14 protein-coding genes and 1 tRNA gene are annotated in these 21,252 nt (G+C 46.8%); 6 read left to right on the top strand and 9 right to left on the bottom strand.

Features of this window, described 5'->3' with window-relative positions; genetic code table 11:
* Positions 1–89: 89 nt before the first annotated feature.
* Positions 90–162, bottom strand: a tRNA-Thr gene (locus tag QUA01_RS03590).
* A 385-nt stretch (positions 163–547) separates the two neighbouring features.
* Complete coding sequence (locus tag QUA01_RS03595) at positions 548–2,710, bottom strand: serine/threonine protein kinase (protein ID WP_333087508.1); 2,163 nt, start codon at positions 2,708–2,710, stop codon at positions 548–550.
* Positions 2,711–3,064: 354 nt separating this feature from the next.
* Here QUA01_RS03595 and QUA01_RS03600 point away from each other — a divergent pair, with 354 nt between their 5' ends.
* The 5 genes from QUA01_RS03600 (at position 3,065) to QUA01_RS03620 (ending at position 12,510) form a co-directional block, all read left to right on the top strand.
* The gene (locus QUA01_RS03600; protein ID WP_333113519.1) at positions 3,065–4,207 is read left to right on the top strand and encodes a sulfate ABC transporter substrate-binding protein; all 1,143 of its coding nucleotides are present in this window, start codon (positions 3,065–3,067) and stop codon (positions 4,205–4,207) included.
* Positions 4,208–4,400: 193 nt separating this feature from the next.
* Positions 4,401–5,261 carry a sulfate ABC transporter permease subunit CysT gene (gene cysT, locus QUA01_RS03605; protein ID WP_333092795.1) on the top strand — a complete coding sequence of 287 codons (861 nt, stop codon included), beginning with the start codon at positions 4,401–4,403 and terminating at the stop codon, positions 5,259–5,261.
* Complete coding sequence (gene cysW / locus QUA01_RS03610) at positions 5,251–6,126, top strand: sulfate ABC transporter permease subunit CysW (protein WP_333092794.1); 876 nt, start codon at positions 5,251–5,253, stop codon at positions 6,124–6,126. The genes cysT and cysW overlap by 11 nt, the downstream gene beginning before the upstream one ends.
* Positions 6,127–6,233: 107 nt before the next feature.
* Positions 6,234–6,596, top strand: coding sequence for an NIL domain-containing protein (locus QUA01_RS03615; RefSeq protein ID WP_333092793.1), 363 nt, complete (start codon positions 6,234–6,236; stop codon positions 6,594–6,596).
* A gap of 538 nt (positions 6,597–7,134) precedes the next feature.
* A complete protein-coding gene (locus QUA01_RS03620; protein WP_333092792.1) occupies positions 7,135–12,510 on the top strand; it encodes an SdrD B-like domain-containing protein in 5,376 nt (1,791 codons plus the stop codon).
* Positions 12,511–12,781: 271 nt separating this feature from the next.
* Here QUA01_RS03620 and QUA01_RS03625 read toward each other — a convergent pair whose 3' ends face one another.
* Positions 12,782–13,162, bottom strand: coding sequence for a c-type cytochrome (locus tag QUA01_RS03625; protein ID WP_194011927.1), 381 nt, complete (start codon positions 13,160–13,162; stop codon positions 12,782–12,784).
* A 181-nt stretch (positions 13,163–13,343) separates the two neighbouring features.
* Here QUA01_RS03625 and petG point away from each other — a divergent pair, with 181 nt between their 5' ends.
* The gene (gene petG / locus QUA01_RS03630; protein WP_015174208.1) at positions 13,344–13,463 is read left to right on the top strand and encodes a cytochrome b6-f complex subunit V; all 120 of its coding nucleotides are present in this window, start codon (positions 13,344–13,346) and stop codon (positions 13,461–13,463) included.
* Positions 13,464–13,660: 197 nt separating this feature from the next.
* Here petG and QUA01_RS03635 read toward each other — a convergent pair whose 3' ends face one another.
* The 6 genes from QUA01_RS03635 to QUA01_RS03660 form a co-directional block, all read right to left on the bottom strand.
* On the bottom strand, positions 13,661–14,743 hold the full coding sequence (locus QUA01_RS03635) for a glycosyltransferase family 4 protein (RefSeq protein WP_333092791.1): 1,083 nt from the start codon (positions 14,741–14,743) through the stop codon (positions 13,661–13,663).
* A gap of 74 nt (positions 14,744–14,817) precedes the next feature.
* Positions 14,818–15,888 (bottom strand): glycosyltransferase family 4 protein, encoded by a 1,071-nt coding sequence (locus tag QUA01_RS03640; RefSeq protein ID WP_333092790.1) that lies wholly within the window; start codon positions 15,886–15,888, stop codon positions 14,818–14,820.
* A 168-nt stretch (positions 15,889–16,056) separates the two neighbouring features.
* Complete coding sequence (locus QUA01_RS03645) at positions 16,057–18,186, bottom strand: glycosyltransferase (RefSeq protein WP_333092789.1); 2,130 nt, start codon at positions 18,184–18,186, stop codon at positions 16,057–16,059.
* A gap of 85 nt (positions 18,187–18,271) precedes the next feature.
* On the bottom strand, positions 18,272–18,829 hold the full coding sequence (locus QUA01_RS03650; protein ID WP_333092787.1) for a hypothetical protein: 558 nt from the start codon (positions 18,827–18,829) through the stop codon (positions 18,272–18,274).
* A gap of 187 nt (positions 18,830–19,016) precedes the next feature.
* The gene (locus QUA01_RS03655; RefSeq protein ID WP_194010932.1) at positions 19,017–20,090 is read right to left on the bottom strand and encodes a glucose-1-phosphate thymidylyltransferase; all 1,074 of its coding nucleotides are present in this window, start codon (positions 20,088–20,090) and stop codon (positions 19,017–19,019) included.
* A 303-nt stretch (positions 20,091–20,393) separates the two neighbouring features.
* Positions 20,394–21,104 (bottom strand): M15 family metallopeptidase, encoded by a 711-nt coding sequence (locus tag QUA01_RS03660; RefSeq protein WP_333092786.1) that lies wholly within the window; start codon positions 21,102–21,104, stop codon positions 20,394–20,396.
* Positions 21,105–21,252: the final 148 nt, after the last annotated feature.

A 21,252-nucleotide genomic window follows, 5' to 3' on the forward strand; every position in this document is an offset into this window, starting at 1 on the left:
GGCGGGTGACAAGCGTATGAAGAGACGATCGCCCACGATGCAAAAAAATAAAAGCTAGAAGTTTTATCTAGCCTTTATTTCATTAAATAAGCTGGTGACAAGACTCGAACTTGCGACAGGCTGATTACAAATCAGCTACTCTACCAACTGAGTTACACCAGCAGTGAAAATTAATATAGCAAACTTATCGCCATTAGCGCAACCCCCCCAGCCAACTTTTTTTTCAAATTCGCCCAAAACCCCTGCCCGCAAGGACAAAACCGAAATTATCGTCTTTTGAGCGCAGCCACACCTCAGAAACCGGGTTTCTTCCTATATTTCTCGTTACTCAACCCTATTTGTGGCAGAAACCCGGTTTCTCGCCCCGGTAGGTAAATGTTGTTGAACTTCTCGCCGCGACAGGGCGGACTCCCAGCCACAGCAGATCGTCTAAACTACTGACTAATGACTAATGACTAATGACTAATGACTATTGGTTAATTTACCGAAGCCAACAGCCCACTGCCAACAAACAACTGCCAACTGCCAACAAACAACTGACTAATGACTAATCGCAGCGCCAAATCTTAATTGTCTCATCCGCGCTGCCGCTGGCGAGCAAATTGCCCGAAGGTGCGATCGCCACCGAGTATACAGTACCCGAATGTCCCTTAAGAGTGCTCAATAGCTCCCCCGTATGTAAATTCCAAAGATTAATCGTATTATCATCGCAGCCACTAGCCAAAGTCAAACCGTCCCGACTGATAGCAACCGAATCGCCCCTACTCACATAATTCTGCAAAATATGTAGCGCCTCATTCATCCCCAAATTCGCTACACCCTTTCCCCTCGCAGAATGAGAATTGAAAATCCGTAACAAACTGCCCGTATGCAAATTCCGCAGCTTAATTGTATAATCATTGCTGACGCTAGCGAGAATTTGACCGTCCGGCGCGATCGCCACAGAATTCACCCCCACATTCACCCCCGAAAGAGTCCGCAGCAACTTACCGCTTTCCACATCCCAAACCTTGCTCGTCGCATCCGAACTGCCACTCGCCAATATCTTACCATCCGGGCTAAAAACCACCGCATTCACATTGTTAGAATGACCCCTCAAAGTCCGCAGCAACTCACCAGTCCGCAAATTCCAAAGCTTAATCGTATTATCTGCCCCGCCGCAGCTAGCAATTATCTGCCCCTTCGGGTTAATCGCCACCGAATTCACTTCCATAGAATGTCCCGGAAAAGTACACAGCAAATCGCCGTTGTACAAATTCCAAAACTTAATTGTTTCATCCGAACTGCCGCTGACCAACATTTTTCCGTCATAGCTAATAGCAACAGAATTTACGCGATCGGAATGTCCCGTCAAAGTACCAATTAATTCCCCTTTTTCTAAATTCCAAATCTTAATAGTTTTATCCCAACTACCGCTAGCCAGAATTTTACTATCAGGACTAATCGCCAGAGAATTCACAAACGATGAATGTCCCGGCAACGTATATACGCACCGCCATTTCAGATTTTTTAATTGGTGAACTAATTCCTTCGCTCGTTTAGATGCCTCCTCAGTTTCCTCTCTGTGCTTGAGTTCCTGATCCTCCAAACGCTTCCTTTCTGCCTTAGCTTTCGCTTCTCGCAGCGCCAACCGCCGCATCTCTCCTTTATAGACTATTCGCTGCTGTTCCTGAATTTCTTTAAGAGTTTCAATATACGGTTGCGCCCAATCTTTAGAAAACCATTCCTGAGCAAATTCCGCCTCTAATTTGAATAGCTGAGGTTCGTGGGTAAAATCAATATTTAAATAATACAAATCCGCTAAAAAAGCCGCTAATAACTTGTGAATTGTGACAATTATTTGCCGAATAATCCGCAGGCTCACCTTTTCATCTTTGCCCTCAGCTTCCAACTGCTGATAAACCTCTTCCCAATTCCAAGGCTGCATCGCCACTAGAGAAACGCTCTGATTGATGATTCCCCAAAAACCAAGATGAAAATTGACTTCATAATCGCTGATATCGCTGTACAATATAGCTGTCGGCACGGGAGACAAAACAGTCTGCAACCGCTCCACATCAATATCAGAAATCGCCTTTTTAAAATAGTCTCCGTAAAATTGAACCGGACAAGATTCTCCGTGCTGGGGGTAGTGCTGGTTCAAAAAAGATCTCAACTTAGCCGGCAGCTCGATATTTAGATTGTTGCGAAACGAATCCGGGCAATCTTGGCTAATTTTTGCGGGAGCAACCAACAGCAGCAATCGGTGCTGTTGCTGCTGTAAAATCTGTTCGGTTTCCTGTCTGCTCAAATTAGAAAACCAGTTGTCTTTGTCCCAAATAGTTTGAATTTCGCTCAGCTTAACTCGAATTGCTTCTGATTGAAACTCCCGCATTAACTCGCGGCAAAGCCGGCTAATCGCCCGCTTATCTCTCAATTCTTGTGCCTTAACTCGATTGGCGCGTTCTTCCTTTACCCATTCTTCTTCTATGCTGGCGATCGCGATTAATTCTTGTTCGCGGCTGTGCTGTCGCTGCAAATATTTCACTTGTGCTTTAATCCAGCGGGGGTCTTTTTTGATTTGTTGGTTCAAAGCCGAAGAAGCAGCCGAAGGCTCAATTTCTGCATAGCGTTCGTTAACAGCGCTTGCTCCCAATCTTTCTCCCAATTCGCTAGCTACAGGCTTCAACAGTTCAATTATCGTGTCTGAGAGGGGGCGGGGTAAGGACATATCAGTCAAAACTTTTTTAACTCAAGGGCGATCGCGCGAGTGAGGCATATTCGCCAAGGCTGGACTCTTACCGCGATCGCGCTTATTTGGGAGAGCAGCCAGCGCATCCGTAAGGCGTATCGTGCAGGCTTAGCACCTTGACTCAATCATGGTACTTATACGGTTTACATTTTACCGCTAATCTGAGTCAAAACTACCGAGCGTAAGACTTGAGGATAGTCGATCGACCCCGAATTCCCCCAATTCATTTTTTTTGTTGCTATTTTTACTTGCGCCTGTTTATAATCGTACTTCACAAACATAATTACGGTATTCCGACCCAAAAACCGTAGTTTCCGTAGAGGAACCAATATAATGAGCCAGCGGCAAGACCTAACTCAACAATTTCACCGATCGCCACAGCCACCAGCGGCCAAAAATCGATCGTTGACTTCACTCAAAAGATTCCTGTCCCTATTTTTAGTAGGAATAACTTTAAGTCTGGCCGTTGTATCCTGCCAGCAGGGAACCCCCAGCAACCCCGCAGCCACTGGCGGTGCTAACCCAGCCGCCAACAAAGGCAACATAGAACTAACCCTCGTTTCCTTCGCCGTCACCAAAGCCGCCCACGAAGCGATAATTCCCAAATTTGTAGAACAGTGGCAAAAAGAAAAAGGGCAAACCGTCAGCTTCAACCAAAGCTACGGCGGTTCCGGTTCCCAAACCCGAGCCGTAATTGACGGATTAGAAGCCGACATCGTGCACCTAGCCCTCGCCCTCGACACCGCCAAAATCGAAAAAGCCGGACTCATTGCGCCCGGGTGGGAAAAAGAAGTGCCCAACGAAGGCATCGTCAGCAAATCCGTAGCAGCCATCGTCACCCGCGAAGGCAATCCCAAAAACATCAAAAATTGGGAAGACTTAGCCAAAGACGGAGTGAAATTGATTACCGCCGATCCCAAAACATCAGGCGTGGCTCGCTGGAATTTCCTAGCACTTTGGGGCTCAGTTGTCAAAACCGGAGGCGATGACACCAAAGCATTAGATTTTACGAGCAAAGTCTACAAAAACGTTCCCATCCTGACCAAAGATGCCCGCGAAGCCACCGACGTATTTTTCAAACAAGGCCAAGGTGACGCCTTAATTAACTACGAAAACGAGATTATTCTGGCATCTCAGAAAGGCGAAAAACCGACTTATACTATTCCCGACGTGAATGTGTCGATCGACAATCCGATCGCCATCGTGGATAAAAACGTGGACAAACACGGTACCCGCGAAGTCGCCGAAGCATTTGTCAAGTTTCTCTACACCCCAGAAGCTCAGCGAGAATTTGCTAAAGCAGGTTTTCGGCCAATAGATGCCACGGTAGCCAAAGAACCCGAATTTGCCCAAAAATATCCCCCCGTCAAAACCCTATTTACAGCTAAAGACTTAGGAGGTTGGGGAGAAATTCAGAAGCAATTCTTTGATGACGGAGCCGCTTTTGACAAAATCCAAGGTTCAATTAAACGCTAAGCAAATCAGAATTTACTCGTTCCCAGGCTCTGCCTGGGAACGCATATCCAGAGGCTCTGCCTCCCTGTAAAGCTTTCCGATCTTCCTCACTTGCTGTTTCGTCAAAAAGCAAGGCAGAGCCTTGAGATCGGCATTTCCAGGCTCCGCCTGGAAGCAAGTAAATAAGCGTTCATCTGCGGTTAAAAATTACCCTATGACAGTATCATCTCCAGCCACCAACCCTCAATCTGCGATCGCCAACATCAAAAGAGCGATCGGCAAAATCACCCTACCTTGGGGAATCACCATAGGCTACCTCAGCCTCATGCTATTTCTCCCAGTCACAGCCATGCTGGTAAAAGCCAGCACAGCAAACCCCAGTGAATTTTGGAAAATTGCCACAAGCCCGATCGCCCTTTCCGCCTACAATGTCACGTTTTTTACCGCATTAATTGCCGCATTAATTAACGGAGTATTCGGTACATTAATTGCCTGGGTATTAGTCCGCTACGACTTTCCCTTAAAACGGATTGTCGATGCAGCAGTAGATTTACCCTTTGCATTACCGACATCAGTCGCAGGTTTAACCCTCGCCACAGTTTACAGCGATAACGGCTGGATAGGCGGGCTGTTTGCACCGTTAGGAATCAAAATATCATTCACTCGCTTAGGCGTAGGCGTAGCCATGATATTTATTTCCTTACCATTCATCGTGCGGACTGTACAGCCAGTTTTAAACGAAATGGAAAAAGACATTGAAGAAGCAGCTTGGTGCTTGGGTGCTTCTCAATTTCAAACCTTCTGGCGAGTAGTTTTGCCGCCACTGTTTCCGTCAATTTTAACCGGAGTTGCCCTCGGATTTTCGCGAGCGGTGGGCGAGTACGGTTCTACTGTAATAGTAGCTTCTAATATACCGTTTAAAGATTTAATCGCCCCGGTCTTAATTTTCCAGCGATTAGAGCAGTACGACTATGCAGGAGCCACGGTGATTGGCACTTTCATGTTAGGTATTTCCCTGACAATGTTATTCGCTATAAATTTCTTACAATCATGGAGAAGACGCTATGACGGCTAATCTTAATTTATCGAAAGAGTACAACTTTCCACCAGGTGGTTCAGCTCGAAAAAATGAAAAAACTTGGGTAAAACCAACTTTGATCGGAATTGCGATCGTCTATCTTGGTCTCATCTTATTTATTCCAGCTCTTAACGTTTTTTACCAAGCTTTCAAAAAGGGAGTAGATCCGTTTTTGAGCAACTTAACCTCACCAGATTTTCTGTCAGCAGCACAACTCACCCTGCTGATTACTCTGATAGTTGTACCTGTAAATACGGTATTCGGTTTGTGTGCAGCTTGGGTTATCGGCCGCAACAAATTTCCGGGACGCACACTCTTAATCAGCATTTTAGACGTACCATTTGCCGTATCTCCCGTAGTAGCAGGTTTAATGATTGTACTGCTTTACGGTCGCTTGGGATGGTTCGGCCCGTGGCTGGAGAGTGCCGGAATTAAGGTTATCTTTGCTTTCCCCGGAATGGTACTAGCAACTGCTTTTGTCACTTTACCTTTTGTCGCCCGCGAAGTAATTCCTGTTTTGGAAGAAGTGGGAACAGATCAAGAAGAAGCGGCGAAAACGTTAGGAGCAAATGATTGGCAAATTTTCTGGAATGTCACGCTACCGAATATTCGTTGGGGCTTGCTTTACGGAGTAATTTTGACCAATGCTAGAGCGATGGGAGAATTTGGAGCCGTCTCTGTGGTGTCGGGAAATATTGCTAAAAAAACCCAAACTTTGCCTTTATTTGTAGAGGATGCTTACAAGCAATATGCGACGCAATCGGCTTTTTCTGCGGCGGTAGTTCTCGGATTGTTAGCAGTTGTTACTCTCGTGCTTCAGGAGGTTTTGGAAAAGAAAACTAGCATCAAGGAGGTTGAGTAATCAAATACAATGATGTGTTTTTGCGATTGCAAACCAATCGCAACTCTCAGTAAATGTAGGGTACACACTACGCACCTTACCTCGGAAATAAACATTAGGAGGCTCAAATGTTAAACCAGAACAATAGCGAATTTGAATTTGAATCGACGATCGACAATTTTCACAAAACCAAAGAATCAGATATCCCCCACGCTGATTCAGGAGACACCAGATTAACTCAAACCCGCATTCGGATTCGTGTTCCTAAAGAATATCATCAGGAACCTGTCATTTCTAACCTGATTTCGCAATACGGTTTGATGGTGAATTTTAATGCGGCTTTGTTGGGTGTCAAAACTTCGGATGACGGTTGGTTTGATTTGGAACTTAACGGTACAAGTCAACAGATTGAAAGTGCTCTGTTTTATCTCAACGATTTAGATGTGGAAATATGGAGCAATTCCAATCATCCCGATCAAGAAACTTGGTAAAGGTTTGTAGTGGGGACTTGAGTCCTCATAAAACTCGAACTGTGGGTTCTCACTACAAACCAATTTTATCGCCGTTGTTCGATCGCGAATCCATATCTTTCAGCCGAAAAAAATTATGGTAACATCACTTTACAGATGATCGCCGTGACTGATGAATCTTGACTAACAAATATCGATCGCCCTCAGTTAATTATTAGATTGACAATTTTTATCAAATTTGGTATATTTCCTATCTCTGGAAAATCCAAAAATAGCACGCCGCTCTTTTCAAAGATTTTTGTAACAGCCGGAACAATATCCCCGTTTAAAACTTCTAAACAATCAAACTAAGTCATTTTATGCTGGCAAAGCATAAAATAAAGTTTTTGTCAATATCTATTTGATTGATAAAAATTAAGGGCTATCCTGTTAGTTGGCGCAGTCCCCGTAGAGGCCGGCTTCGCTAACGATAAACACCAGCGCAGGAAAAAGCTCGATCGCTAGTGTGCGGGGTTTGTGATATGAATTTGATGTGTGCGTGTACCAGAGGAATTTAAGCGTGGAATTTTATAAAGAACCGAAACACCAGATAGTTTTTGCAGATTCACAAGTTACAGATTGGGCAAGTTTAACAGAAACTGTAAATCCAGATACAGAAGTTATTATTCTCAAGGGCGATCGGGACGGCATCGAGCAAATCGCTGAAACGCTTAAACAGCAAAAAAACATTGCAGCCGTCCACATTTTGTCTCACGGCGCAGCAGCCAGCTTGCAACTGGGAACCACAGAACTCAATTTCAGCAATATTGAAAGCTACCGCAATTATTTAGAAACATGGTTTGCTTTACCAGCGGCCTCGGCAACCTCGAACTATTCAACTACAGCTAAACCCGAAATTCTGCTTTACGGTTGCAACGTTGCCGCCACAGAAGCCGGTGTGGCCTTCGTAGAAAGGCTGAGCCAGCTAACCGGGGCGGAAGTTGCGGCTTCGGATAACTTGACCGGTAGTGCAGCCCTCGGTGGAGACTGGGAACTCGAAGTGACTACGGGGAAGATCGAGACGGCATTGGCATTTTCCCAAGAAGCGAGAGAAGCTTATAGCGGGGTGCTAGCTGACTTAAACCAGAGTGCTGGCGACTTTGGCGCACTGCAAAATGCCATCAATGTTGCCAACATCAATGCTGGGATTGACACAATTACCCTGACTGCGGATATCACCCTCGCGGGGCTGCTGCCAAAAATTAGTGACAACACCAATATCATTGGCGGAGGTTTTGCCATCAGGGGCGGTAGTAATTTCCGCGCCTTCGTAGTTGATAGCGGTGCAAACCCAGTCAACATCTCCAACCTCACCATTGATTCTGCAAGAGCATTAGGTGGCAACGCACCAGTTGGTGGTGGTGGCGGCGCTGGTGGTTTAGGCGGCGCACTTTTTATCAATACTGGCAGCGTAATTGTTGACAGAGTGACTTTCTCGAACAACCAGGCGATCGGCGGTAACGGTACTCTTGGCAGCGGTGGCGTTGGTGGCAACAGCGACTTAAACACTGGTGTTGCTGGTGGCACTCCTGGTGTGGCAGGGGCTGGTGGTGTTGGTGGTACTCCTAATGGTACTGGCGGCATTGGTGGCACCGCTGGAAATGGTAGCCAGGGCTTCCCTGGTGGCACTGGTGGCATTGGTGGCATTGGTGGTACTGGTGGAGCCACCACCGGTAGTGGTGGGCCTGGCAGTCCTGGTGGGATTGGCGGTACTGGAATCTTCGGTGGTGGCGGTGGTGGCGGTGGTGCTGGTGGCGCTGGCGGCCCTGGTGTTGGTACTGGTAACGGTGGTAATGGCGCGATCGGTGGTGCTGGCGGCCCTGGTGGTATCGGTGGCGGTGGTGGTGCTGGTGGTATCGGTGGCGGTGGTGGTACTGGTACTGTTGCTGGTACCGCTGGTACTGTGGGTGTTGGCGGTGCTGGTGGCTTGGGTGGTGGCGGTGGTGCTGGTAGCACTGGTGGTGCTGCTGGTGCTGCTGGTGGCGGTGCTGGTAGCACTACCGCAGGTGGTGGCGGTGCTGGTTTGGGTGGTGCAATTTTTGTCGGTGGCGGCAGCTTGACCTTGACCAACAGCACCTTGTATAGCAATACAGTCAGGGGTGGAAATGCTGGTGATGCTACCGCAGGTGCGGGTACAGCAGCAGGCGGTGCAATTTTCGTTAACTTAGGTGCAGCAGCTACGCTGACTAACAACACGATCGCCTATAACTCTGCTACAGCGGCTACTGTTGGCGCACCGGCTAGTCTGATTGCTAGATCCGGAGGAATTGACAACGGTGGTACTGTCACGGTCAAGAATACGATCGTCGCTGGCAACACTGCTGCTACCAACACCGATGTTACAGGAGCATTCACAGGGAACAACAACCTGATTGGAGTTATCACCGGGAGTACAGGTTTTGCGCCTACTGAGCAATTAGCAGTTCCTATCGCAAATGTATTAGCACCAGCCGCCGCTGCCGCACTAAACGGCGCAACAGCCGGGCCTTTGACCCTTGCCCTAGTTGACAATAGCCCCGTAACTACCAGCAGCAACCCTGCCATTGGTGGAGGCGACCCAACCATAACGGCCGTGGGCGCTACTGCTTTCGACCAACGCGGCACTGGTTTCCCTCGCAAAATTGACAATACTCTCGTTGCCAAACCCAATGTTGACATCGGTGCTTACGAGTACGGGCCCGTTGTTCAGGGTCAGAAATTCAACGATATCAACGGCGACAGCCTTAAAGCTGCGACAGATCCAGGTTTAGGTGGATGGACTATTACCGCAGGAACTAAGACTGCTGTTAGCTCTGCGGTTCCTGCAACTTTGGGTCAATACACCCTTACCGATACTAAGGCAAACACTGCGATCGCAGAAACACCACAAGCCACTTGGACGCAAACTTCCCCTACCACTGTGCCTACCATTGGTACTACGGATCTCTTTGGTACCACCGCCGTCAACTTCGGCAACTTCCAGGACATGACCATCAGTGGTCTGAAATTTAATGACCTCAACGGCAACGGTACTCAAGATGCAGGGGATGCGGCAGTAGCTGGGGTTACGCTTAATTTAACCAATTCCGTCACAGGGGCTGCGATCGGAACACCAGCCACCACAGATGCCACTGGTGCTTACACTTTCACAGGATTGAAGCCCCTTGCAGGTGGTGCTCTCTACCGTGTCCGGGAAACGGTGCCCACAGGTTCCACACAAACCACAACCGATCCCGCCGACATCACTCCCGAAAGCGGCGCAACGATAACTAATGCTACCGTTGCGGGCCTCAACTTCGGTAACTTCCAAAACATCACCGTCAGCGGCACCAAATTCACCGACCTCACAGGCGACGGCTTCTCTGCCGACGATACCCCCCTCAACGGCACTACCGTTCGCTTGTTGAAGGATACTAACAATAACAGCACTTTAGATACCGGCGATACCGAAGTCGCCAGTCAAGTTACCGGGACAGCGCCTGCGGCTGCTGGCACTTATAGCTTTGCCAACGTTGGCATCGGTCGGTACTTTGTGAGAGAAGATGTGCCGATCGGTTTCTCACAAACCGCCGGCCCGGCTTCTTATACAATTAACACCGTTAGCAACACCCCGATTACGGGTCAAAACTTCGGCAACTTCCAGTTCGGCAAAATCAGCGGGATCAAATTTAACGACCTCAACAAAAATGGCGTGCAAGATGCGCCAGCAGAAGAACCCCTAGGAGGCTGGACAATTTACTTGGATGCCAACGACAACGGCGTGCAAGACCAAGTACCAGCAGAAACTGGCACCAACGCCACCGTTACCGATGTCACCGGTAAGTACCAGTTCACCAACTTACCAGCCGGCACTTATACAGTGCGGGAAGTTGGACAAACCGGCTGGACGCAAACTGTGCCGCCCGCCGACGCAGCCACGCCTACCCTTTCCGGGGCATTTAAGATCGCAGTCACCAGCGGCACCGACTCCCAAAACAACAATTTCGGCAACTTCAAGCCGAACACGATTAGCGGGCTGAAATTCAACGACGCCAACAATAGTGGCTTTAAAGACCCCGAGGAAACAGGACTGCCCAACTGGCAAATATTCCTCGATACTGACGGCAACGGCACCCTTGACACCGGCGAACCAAACACCCTCACCGATGCCACCGGTAACTACAAATTCCTCGATTTGTCAGCAGGAACCTACAAGGTGCGGGAAGTCTCGCAGCCTACTTGGACGCAAGCTACCCCCGATCCGGCCGACATCACTGTCGTCAGCGGTCAAGACATCGCTAATATCAACTTCGGTAACTTCAAGTCGAGCACCATCAGCGGTCAAAAATTCAATGATGCCAACAACAATGGCCTTAAGGATGCCGGAGAACTGGGGCTGCAAAACTGGCAAATATTCCTCGACAGTATCAATCCCGATGGCATATTTGAGCAGGGCGAACCGACTACCATCACTGATGCCCTAGGCAACTACACTCTCAAAGACATACCCGCAGGCACTTTCCAGGTAAGGGAAGTACCGCAAACCGGCTGGACGCAGACGACGCCTAACCCCGCCCCGATTACGGTGGCTGGTGGAGATGCGATCGCGGGCATTGACTTCGGCAACTTCCTGCCGGAACCGGGCACGATCCGAGGTCTGAAGTTCCGAGATAGCAACAACAATGGCACTCAGGAAGCCGGAGAACCGGGTTTACCCAATTTCCAAATTCAGTTAACTAAGGTCGTACCTCCAACCCCAGGAGCTCCTGCTGCGCCTGCTGTTACTACTACTACCGACAACAGCGGCAACTACTTGTTCGCGAACCTAACGCCGGGAACCTACAGCGTCCGGGAAGTCAACCAAACTGGTTTCACCCAAAGCACGCCCAACCCAGCCGACATCACGCTGACTTCGGGTGCTATTGTCAGTGGCATCAACTTCGGGAACTTCCCGACACCGACACCAACACCGACACCGACTCCGACACCTGCGCCGATACCTGTACCGACACCGGCACCGGCACCTGCGCCGACACCTGTACCGACACCTGTACCGACACCGGCACCGACACCTGCGCCGACACCTGCGCCGACACCGACACCGACACCTGCGCCGATACCTGTACCGACACCGACACCTTCACCTGTACCGACAGATTTGGTTTGCCCTGCAGACTTCCCCAGAAACCCTATTTCTAATCAGTTCGGCAATTCTTCTGGGGGTAATGTCATCAACGGCCCTAACGGTGACGATACGATCGTCGGTACGGCCAACAGTGACTCGATCTTCGGATTGGGCGGCAACGATTTGATTTTTGGCCAACAGGGCGGCGACTACATCAATGGCAATACGGGTAACGATACTGTCTACGGTGGCATCGATAACGACACTCTCTTTGGCGGTAAAGGCTTTGACCTGATTTTTGGCGATCGCTCGAATGATACGATTTACGGCAATCGCGGCAACGACTCGCTCAGTGGCGACGAAGGCGATGACCTATTGTACGGTGGCAAAGCCGATGACGTAATGTTGGGAGGCGCTGGCGACGACGTGCTATTTGGCGATGAGGGCAATGACACTCTCTGCGGCAACGACGGTAACAATACCTTAATTGGCGGCAACGGTGATGATTTGCTCTTTGGTGGCACCGGCGATGACTTGCTCTTTGGAGGTATTGGCAACGATACCCTCGTCGGCGGATCTGGCCGCAATGGTTTTATCTTGGCAGACGGCGCGGGAATTGATACTATTTTCAACTTCACCGCAGGAGTTGATTCACTTGTGTTGGTGGGAGGCTTGGACTTCAATCAACTGTCAATTACCGAAAATAATGGCTCAAGTGCGATCGGGCTTGCTAACAGCGACCAGATTTTAGCTGTAGTGGCGGGCGTACTTCCGACACAGCTATCGGCGAGCAGTTTTAGCTTGCTGGTTTAGTCAGCAGTCCCCAGCACGCAGGGGTTTCAACTTAAGCAGGCTCAAAGACTTTAGTCTTTGAGCCTGCTTAAGTCCACGCTTTGTGGACTTTGAGTTTGAGGTAGCAGTTGAAACCCCTGCTTTCCCTGCGGGTTTGAGGTTTAATATCCTGTGCGATCGATTAACCGCGCGCAGGTTCGTAGTGCGGACTTCAGTCCGCATCTCAAAAAAGCCGCGCACCTTACCCAGACAATTGGAAGTAGGGAAACGAAATTCCGTTCCCATTCTGCGGTCAAATTTGTTCCAGATATTCCAGCAAGTCAGCCATTTCTTGCGGGCTAGGCTGAAACTGCGGCATTGGTGGAGTTCGCCCGCTGGTGACTTGGCGGATCAGCTCAAATTGGGATTTGCGCTCGGAAACTCGCTGCAAGTTGGGCCCGACTTGACTGTCTGCAACGGATATGTGACACCCGGCACAGTTCATTTGAAAGATGGCTGAACCCTGAAGCTGGTTGCCAGTCAGCGACAGTACGCTTTTGACGTAGGGATCGGCGACTTGAAACTGACGAATTGTCAGACTCGCCAATATGATGGCAAGCAACACCGCGATCGCAAATATGGCAAGTCGCTCGATCGGGTTCTTAATTTCATTTTTGGCAAGTTGGTGATTCAAAGGAGTTCAATTTAAAAATAGTATCTACAAGAAAATTTACTTCTCATAACATAGCTTAATCCTTCCCAGCGGGGAGATCAAGCCTTGAGAAGGGTTGAAGGGCGTTTTTGCGAAAATTCATCTGTATAAGTGCTGGTAATATTAAAAACAGGTTGTTAAATCTTAACGTTAAGGAGCTCTCATGGTAGAACCGCTACTTTCAGGTATTGTTCTGGGTCTAATCTTTGTTACTCTGTCGGGGCTGTTTTTTGCTGCATATCAGCAGTACAAGCGCGGCGATCAGTTGGGTATCAACAAGTAAAAGGGGCCTATAGTGCCTCGGTGAAGCGAGGGGGAGAGGGGGAGATTGGGAGAGGGGGAGATTGGGAGATTGGAAAAATCTTCCTCCTTCCTCCTTCCTTCCTCCTTCTTCCTTCTTCCTTCTTCCTTCTTCCTTCTTCCTTCTTCCCTCTTCCTTCTTCCTTCTTTCTTCTTCCCTCTTCCTTCTTCCTTCCTTCGTCAAAGATATCGATCGAGAATAGCAGCAGTTTCCCGGCCAGTCTTTTCCCAGCTAAATTGTTGTGCTCTAGCCAAACCGAGTTCCCGCAAGTGCGATCGAGCTTTGGCATCCGTTGCAAGCTCTTGCATAGCAGAGGCTATTTCCTGGACGCTGTAGGGATTGACTAACAGTGCGCCGTCCCCCGCAACTTCTGGCATCGAAGATAGGTTAGAGGTGATAACAGGAGTGCCACAGGCCATTGCTTCGAGTAGGGGGAGGCCGAATCCTTCCCAAAGACTGGGGAATAGCAGGGCGATCGCCCGATTGATGACTTTGGGCAAATCAGCCGCCGGGAGATAATCTAGAAATTTTACTTGATCGAACAATCCCAATTCTTGAACCTGCGCCTTCAGCAGCGGCGTATAGCGCGGATCTTCGGAACCTGTTATCCACAATTCGTACTCGGAATTCTTGGGTAAAGCTGCAAACGCTGATACAACTCGCTGCACGTTTTTATGGGGATTGTGGCGGCCCATATAAAGAAAATAATTGCTTGTTGGTAAGTCTAGAAACTTAAAAAAACTCGCATCATAGCCGGGAAAAATTCGCGAAATCAAAGAACTTGGAATATTGCAAAAATTAATGAGATCGTTGGCCGTCGATTCGGAATCGCAGATGATATGTTCAGCCTGTCGCAAAACTTGCGGAATGTAGTAGCGGTGATAAGGTGTCAGCGGATCGAAGCGGCGGGGAAATCGCAGCGCTATTAGGTCGTGTACTGTAATTATATAGCGACAACCTGCAAATAAAGGAGCTTCGGGAATTGGAGAAAATAATAAGTTAGATTTTAGCTGTTTGTAAATTTTGGGTAGTTGGGTTTGTGTCCACAGCAATCGATTGATGTGTCCTCTGCTTCCTTGTTCGGGTGTGAAGTTGGCGGGAATTTCGTAGCAGTTATTGTTGGGAAATTTCTGGGCTGTAAGTAAGGTGGGATTGAGAGAATTTAGGTGAGGAAATAGGTTTTTGGCATAGATGGCTAAGCCTGTTGGTTGAGAAATTAGAAAGGAAAGATTAATTAGCAGGTTGGATTGGGGATTGGACATGGGATAATATTTAGATTGCGGTTTTGTGGTGGGATTTTTTTTATTTAACCGCAGAGGGCGCAGAGAGGGAGATTTTAGAGATATTTTTGTAAGATGTTGGCGGTTGCTTTTCCGGTTTTATGCCAGCTAAATTGATTTGCTCGTGCTAAGCTAGCAGTTTTTAAGTTCGATCGCACTTTGGAATCTCTGGCGACTGTTTGCATGGCGTGGGCAATTTCTCCAACGCTGTAAGGATTGACTAATAATGCCGCATCTCCGGCGACTTCTGGCATTGATGACAGGTTGGAAGTGATGACTGGTGTACCGCAGGCCATTGCTTCCAAAATTGGCAAGCCGAATCCTTCCCAAAGTGTGGGAAATACGAGGGCGATCGCCTGATTCATTAGTACGGGCAATTGAGAATAGGCAACGTAACCGAGAAACTTTACTGAAGATTGTAAGCCTAATTCTTCAACTTGGGCGATCGACTGCGCTGTGTAGGCGTTGGGAGGCCCCGCCAGCCACAATTCATAGTTTGTGCGATCGGCTAAACTCGCAAATGCAGCAATTAATCTTTCTAAGTTTTTGTAAGGATCGTGTCTGCCGGTATAAAGAAAATAATTTTTAGCTGGCAAGTCGAGATATCTAAAATTAATATTATCGCAAGCTAGGGGAATTGCGGTCATTTTTTGACGCGGAATATGGTAAAAATTAGCAACATCCGCCGCCGTTGCTTCAGAATCACAAATAATGTGTTCCGCTTGTCGCAAAACCTGCGGTATGTAGTAGCGAAAATAAGCCGTCAAGCGAGAAAATTTTTGGGAAAACCGCAAAGGAATTAAATCATGTACCGTAACAATGTAGCGGCATTTTGAATATAAAGGTGCTTCGGGAATTGGCGAAAAAATTAGGCTTGACTGCAATTTATTATAAATTTGGGGCAATTTAAATTGAGTCCACAGCAGCCTGTTAATTTGTCCTTTCGGGCCGCGATTCGGTGTCAGAGTTTCGGGGATTTGATAGCAACTATAATTATCAATTTGCTGGGAAGCGAGTAATGTTGGTTCTAGCTGTTGCAATTGCGGAAAAAGATTGGCTGCATAAGTCCCGATTCCTGTAGGTTCGGGAGTTAAAAAAGACAAATTGATTAACAGTGAATTAGACATGATTTTAGATATCCGGCGACTGGAAGTCGCTACTACACATACAAAGTCCGCAGCAGAATGAGACTGAAGAAAATGCTAATAAAATCGACTTTGATATTAGTTTTATGCAAGAGAACTTGAGCTTTGAGTCAGGAATTAAAAACCCCTGGCGGATTTTTTAATTAGCCTTTAAGGTCGATCGAGCATTTGAGCAATATCAGCAGGATTTGGCAGCCGAATTGTAGCATATTCTTGGTGAATAATCTCAAAAAAACTATTGACTTTTTTCTCAAAACCTGCAAGTCTAAAGTTCTGACTGCGCTGCTGTGCACCAGCTTGAAGTTCAGCTAACAAATCGGGATTAACAATTAGTTGATGCGAATGCTGGCAAAGTTCCTCAACGGTATTGAACAAAAAGCCCGATCGCCCGTGTTCGACAATTTCCACTTGGCCACCACCAGCAAAGACGATCGGAGCACAACAGTTTTGCATTGCTTCCACAGTCGCCATCCCGAAATGTTCAAACCTTTGAGGATTCACTTCACCCAAACCGCAGCCGTGCCAAAAAATGCTCGCTTTAGCATAAAGCAATTTTACCTCCTCAAAAGAAGCATTAACTTTGAGTTCGATCGCCCTTGAATCTTGCCTCAATAAATTTTGAACCGTCTTTAAATAAGGATTTTTGGGAATGCTGCTACCAGCTAAAATCAGCCGCCATCCTTGAAGTCGATCGGGATAATCTGCTAGCAAACTGCGGAAAGCTTTAATTAATTCAATTTGCTTTTTGGTTCCCCCAGCTTCAAACTGTCCCACAGCTAAAATGACTTTTTCTTTCGCCACTTTCACTGTTGCCATTTCCACGGGCGGATAAAGCAAAAAAGTTGGCTGCAAGTTCCAGCGTTTTTCCAGCCACTTGACAGTAAATTGACTGTTGGCAATAATAAAAGTGTAGTCATCCACAGCAAAGTGACGGTTGCGAAAAACATTGGGAAAGTGGCAAAAAAATACTGATATCGGCGATAGTGGTTTCACTTTTTCCAGTTGGTTCGCATTGATAAAAATATCGTAATTTTTGCTTTCTCTGGAAATTTCATCAAAGGGATTGTCCATGTCCTCCACGATGATGCTGGAATCGATACACTGCATTCCGCGTTTGTCGTAAAACTGCAACGGAATAAGTTTAATTTTGCATCGAGAAAGATTCAGCCCGTACCAGGATTCTAAGTCGGAAACAGCAACGGGTTTGTTGGCGATGAAGGTAATATCAAATTCATTTTGCAGCAACGAGGCGATGGTAGCGACGTATTTTTGGCCACCCCCGATAAAATGGAGTCCGTGATCGTAAATGGCGATCGACATTTTGCGATCGCCCCGAACCACCTGCAATCGAGGTAAAATGCGATCGACCTTGCTGCGGCTGTAAATCACCGCCAACTTTTCCAACAACTGCGGCAGTACATTTGCGATGATTTCCGGTTTCTGATAATCTAGCAATTTTTTAATCGCCACAAACAAACTCTCGAACAGCAAATTGTACTGTTTGTTAGAAAAAAAATCTGAAGTATGAATCGCTTTAACTAATTGTAAAGGTTCGTGTTTCGCCAAATACAAAAACCGATTGCGGTTGCAGAAATACTCAGTCAGCTTGCTACCTTTACTAGAACCCCGATACTCGTGATGGGCGATAGCTGCGGGAACATAAAGCATTTTCCAACCCCGTTTGGAGCAGCGTTTCGCAAACTCTACATCCTCAAAATACATCACAAAATCTTCATCAATCGACCCCACATCTTCTAGACATTCCCTGCGAAAAAGCACCGCCGCCCAACAAAGTCCCTCGACTTCTTCTTCTTTATCGTACTGTCCCGAATCTTTCTCGCCAAAACCGATATCTTGCCAATAAAACTCAGGTAATTGCTGAATTCCCGCGCTGTTAATTCGCCCGTCTTTAAACAACAATTTACCGCTAGCAGCGCCTACTTTATCGTCAGTTTCTAGCCGTTTTACTAATATTTCCAACCAGTGACTGTCAAGGGTTGCATCATTATTTAAAAAAGCGATATATTCCCCTTTTGCTTCGCCGATTCCGAGGTTGAGAGCTTTGGCGAAGTTGTTCGCGGAATTAACAAATATCCGAACTTTAGGAAACAGTTCGCGCAAAGCATTAACCGAATCGTCTTGAGAACAGTTATCAATTACAATTAAATCAAGTTGTTCTTCTGGATAGGTAAGTTTTTGTAGAGATTTCAAGCAATCTTTAGTGTGGCGCAGATTGTTATAATTGACTATAATCAACGAGCATATGGGCAGTACAGTCATTCGATTTTAAATTCTTAGATTTTAGATTTTAGATTGAAGATTTGAAGAATTGCTGGCGCGAATAACCCTGAGCCTTGTTAGCAAATTATTTGGGGTCATTTTTGATATTTGATGGCGATCGATCGCCCAATTGAGCGGCAATCATCTCTAAAATAGCAGTATGTTGCTGCTGCACTGCTTTAATTTCCTCTATTTCTGACTTAAAATTGGCGATCGCCTGTTGTTGAGTCTCAAGCTGTGCTTTAACTTCGGGAAGACAGCCACTGAACTCTGATACAATTTTTATCTCTAGATTTTGTTGATTTTCTTGCAATTTTTGCAACTGTCTGCTCAACGTTTGCACCACGCGAGTATTAGCAAAGTTGTAAATTACTTGTCGTTCCAGTACCGGTCTGAGCAATTTTCGGACGATTTTCCTAACGGCTATGACTGCGGAACCCAGTTGCCTTTGGTAAGAAGTAATGGGGACGTTGTAAATGTCGAAACCAGTCTTCAAAAGCGCGATATCTTCGTCATCTTCATCTCGGGCGATCGCACTATTTTCTCTTGCAAACATCACCGAATCAGCAATACCAATTCGCGGCTCCAAAGTTTGTCGCAATTTATCTATAATTTGTTGAGTTGGTATTTCTTCGGACTCCAATCTTTCACCTCCTTAAAACTTAGGGTTGTCACTGCGAACCATCCCGCCAATGTAACACCATCCCGTGAATTTAGGCGTGCGCCGCACAGTATCCCGTGAATTATCAGTCAACCCGCGCGCAGCGCGCACCCTACAAACCGCCCGCCATTCCCTAGATTTTGCCTAGGAAAATGGTGCGCGTCTCAACTTAAGTTAACTCAATTTGACTGTCATCACCGATCATAAACCGCAAAGCCTTTGGACGCGCCGGCGCATTAATCAGTTGAGCTCGTTGTCCGATCACGCTATCAACAATTCGCTGATGAATGCCAATTATTTTCGCCCCTTGCAATATTACACTGTGTTCGATATCAGCATCAATCATCGTCACGCGATCGCCAATACTGCTGTAAGGCCCGACAAAGCAATTTTCAATGCGGCTATTTTCTCCAATTACCACAGGCCCGCGAACTGTAGAATTAATAATTTCCGTTCCTTCGCCTATTTGCACGCGCCCGATAATTTGACTTGTGCTGTCTACTTTCAATTCAGATGAAGCTACAATACGGCTATCTAAAATGATTTGATTTGCACTCAGCAAATCATCTTTTTTCCCCGTGTCCAGCCACCAACCCTCTAAATTACAGGCTTCTACCTGTTTTTTCTGATTGATGAGCTGTTGGATAGCATCAGTAATTTCCAGTTCGCCGCGGGGCGAAGGTTGAATTTGATCGATCGCCTCATGAATAGTAGGAGCAAAAAAGTAAATTCCTACCAGTGCTAAATTCGACGGTGGAACTTTTGGTTTTTCTACCAACTGCAAAACTCGCCCGTTTTCATCAACTTTTGCCACACCGAAAGCCGAGGGATTGACAACTGGACGCAACAAAATTAGACCGTCTAGTTTTTGCTTTTGAAAAATCTCTAAAAACGGATCTAGCGAATTTTCAATTAAGTTATCTCCCAAATACATAATAAACGGAGAATCGCCTAAAAACGGTCGGGCAACTTTCACCGCGTGAGCGAGTCCCGCCGGTTCTGATTGCAAGATATAAGTAATTTTTGCACCGAAGCGAGATCCATCTCCAGTTTTCGCCTTCACCTCTTCCCCAGTTTCGGGACTAATAACAATCCCAATATCCGTAATCCCAGCCGCCACAATTCCTTCTATTCCGTACCACAGTATCGGCTTATTTGCCACAGGAACCAACTGCTTAGCACCCGTATAGGTTAGGGGACGCAAGCGTGTTCCTTTGCCGCCAGAGAGGATGAGTGCTTTCATGGGGTGAAATCTAAGTTATCCTTTAGGGTTTGCGGTGCTGGCTCGATTTGCCTGCACTTGTTCGCTCTGGTTAATTTTAAAGCACCGCTACCCCGCTGGCAATAGCCTCGATAGCAGAAAGAAGGCTTCAAAGGCTTCAATCGAGGTAAAAAGAAGCACGAAGGAAGAAGGAAGCAGCAATCAAAGCAAGGGTTTGAGCAATGCGAGAACTTTCTCAGTCTCTTGGCGGTTGCTGTCCAATTGATTTATAGTCGATCGAGCATTCAGTCATCTCAAATTGAAAAATGGAAAATCTCAAATAGTTTAATAGCGACCGTATCTAGCGATAACTTTATTACCACTATTATTGTTATTTGTCAACCAGGCCCACATTTGATCGCCCAGACAAAAATGCCACCACTCGTTAGGATGCTGCTGAAAACCAGCCGCTATCATTGCATCTTTTAATATTTGCCTGTGCAGGTGATATTGCTGTTTTTCCGGCTGCTTGCTATTGGCAAAATAATCGGGATAAGAGCGTTCTGATGTTTCATCAATCGGAGAACCCATATCAATTTGTTGATTATTTTCATCCACTAAAGTTATATCTAAAGCAGCGCCTGTACTGTGAGGCGGAGGCGTAGCCAGATCCATACTCGGTACGGCCCAAAATTGATATACGTGATTGATAATTACTTCACGTTTGTCTTCGGAAACCGGAAATTCGCAGCCTTGAGCTACAGCAATTTGATTGAAAGTATAATCTATCATAAATTGCTGAACTTCTACCGGACGATAAGCATCAAATATCAGAATTTGCCAATGAGGATAATGTTGCTGTAGTTGCGTTTTAGCTGTTATTAAACTATTGACAACTCCCTGCCGCAAATAGTAAGGCGAATCTGCTTTGCTGTTGTGATAAGGAGCACCCAGTTTTTGATAGGGGTGCGGCGTTTCCAAGGCAAAATGTTCGGTGGGAATTGGCACTAAGGGTTCGCCACATTCATCGATCCCTATTTGCTGATATGGTTTCACAGTATAATTGTGATGAATTTGTATTTTTTATTTAAATGCTCAATTTAGATACTAGCACGGGAATTGCATTTATTTCCGAAAATTCGCCAGTCCGCGCTCAGTTGCGACAATACGTGCAAGGACAGCAAATGGTAATGACTTAGACGGC

The organism is Microcoleus sp. S36a_B3, from assembly GCF_036700745.1.
Classification (GTDB): Bacteria; Cyanobacteriota; Cyanobacteriia; order Cyanobacteriales; family Microcoleaceae; genus Microcoleus.

Coding starts and splice junctions, on each gene's coding strand:
- QUA01_RS03595 (WP_333087508.1), bottom strand. CDS start 2,710: ATGTCCTTACCCCGCCCCCTCTCAGACACGATAATTGAACTGTTGAAG.
- QUA01_RS03600 (WP_333113519.1), top strand. CDS start 3,065: ATGAGCCAGCGGCAAGACCTAACTCAACAATTTCACCGATCGCCACAG.
- cysT (WP_333092795.1), top strand. CDS start 4,401: ATGACAGTATCATCTCCAGCCACCAACCCTCAATCTGCGATCGCCAAC.
- cysW (WP_333092794.1), top strand. CDS start 5,251: ATGACGGCTAATCTTAATTTATCGAAAGAGTACAACTTTCCACCAGGT.
- QUA01_RS03615 (WP_333092793.1), top strand. CDS start 6,234: ATGTTAAACCAGAACAATAGCGAATTTGAATTTGAATCGACGATCGAC.
- petG (WP_015174208.1), top strand. CDS start 13,344: ATGGTAGAACCGCTACTTTCAGGTATTGTTCTGGGTCTAATCTTTGTT.
- QUA01_RS03635 (WP_333092791.1), bottom strand. CDS start 14,743: ATGTCCAATCCCCAATCCAACCTGCTAATTAATCTTTCCTTTCTAATT.
- QUA01_RS03640 (WP_333092790.1), bottom strand. CDS start 15,888: ATGTCTAATTCACTGTTAATCAATTTGTCTTTTTTAACTCCCGAACCT.
- QUA01_RS03645 (WP_333092789.1), bottom strand. CDS start 18,186: ATGACTGTACTGCCCATATGCTCGTTGATTATAGTCAATTATAACAAT.
- QUA01_RS03655 (WP_194010932.1), bottom strand. CDS start 20,090: ATGAAAGCACTCATCCTCTCTGGCGGCAAAGGAACACGCTTGCGTCCC.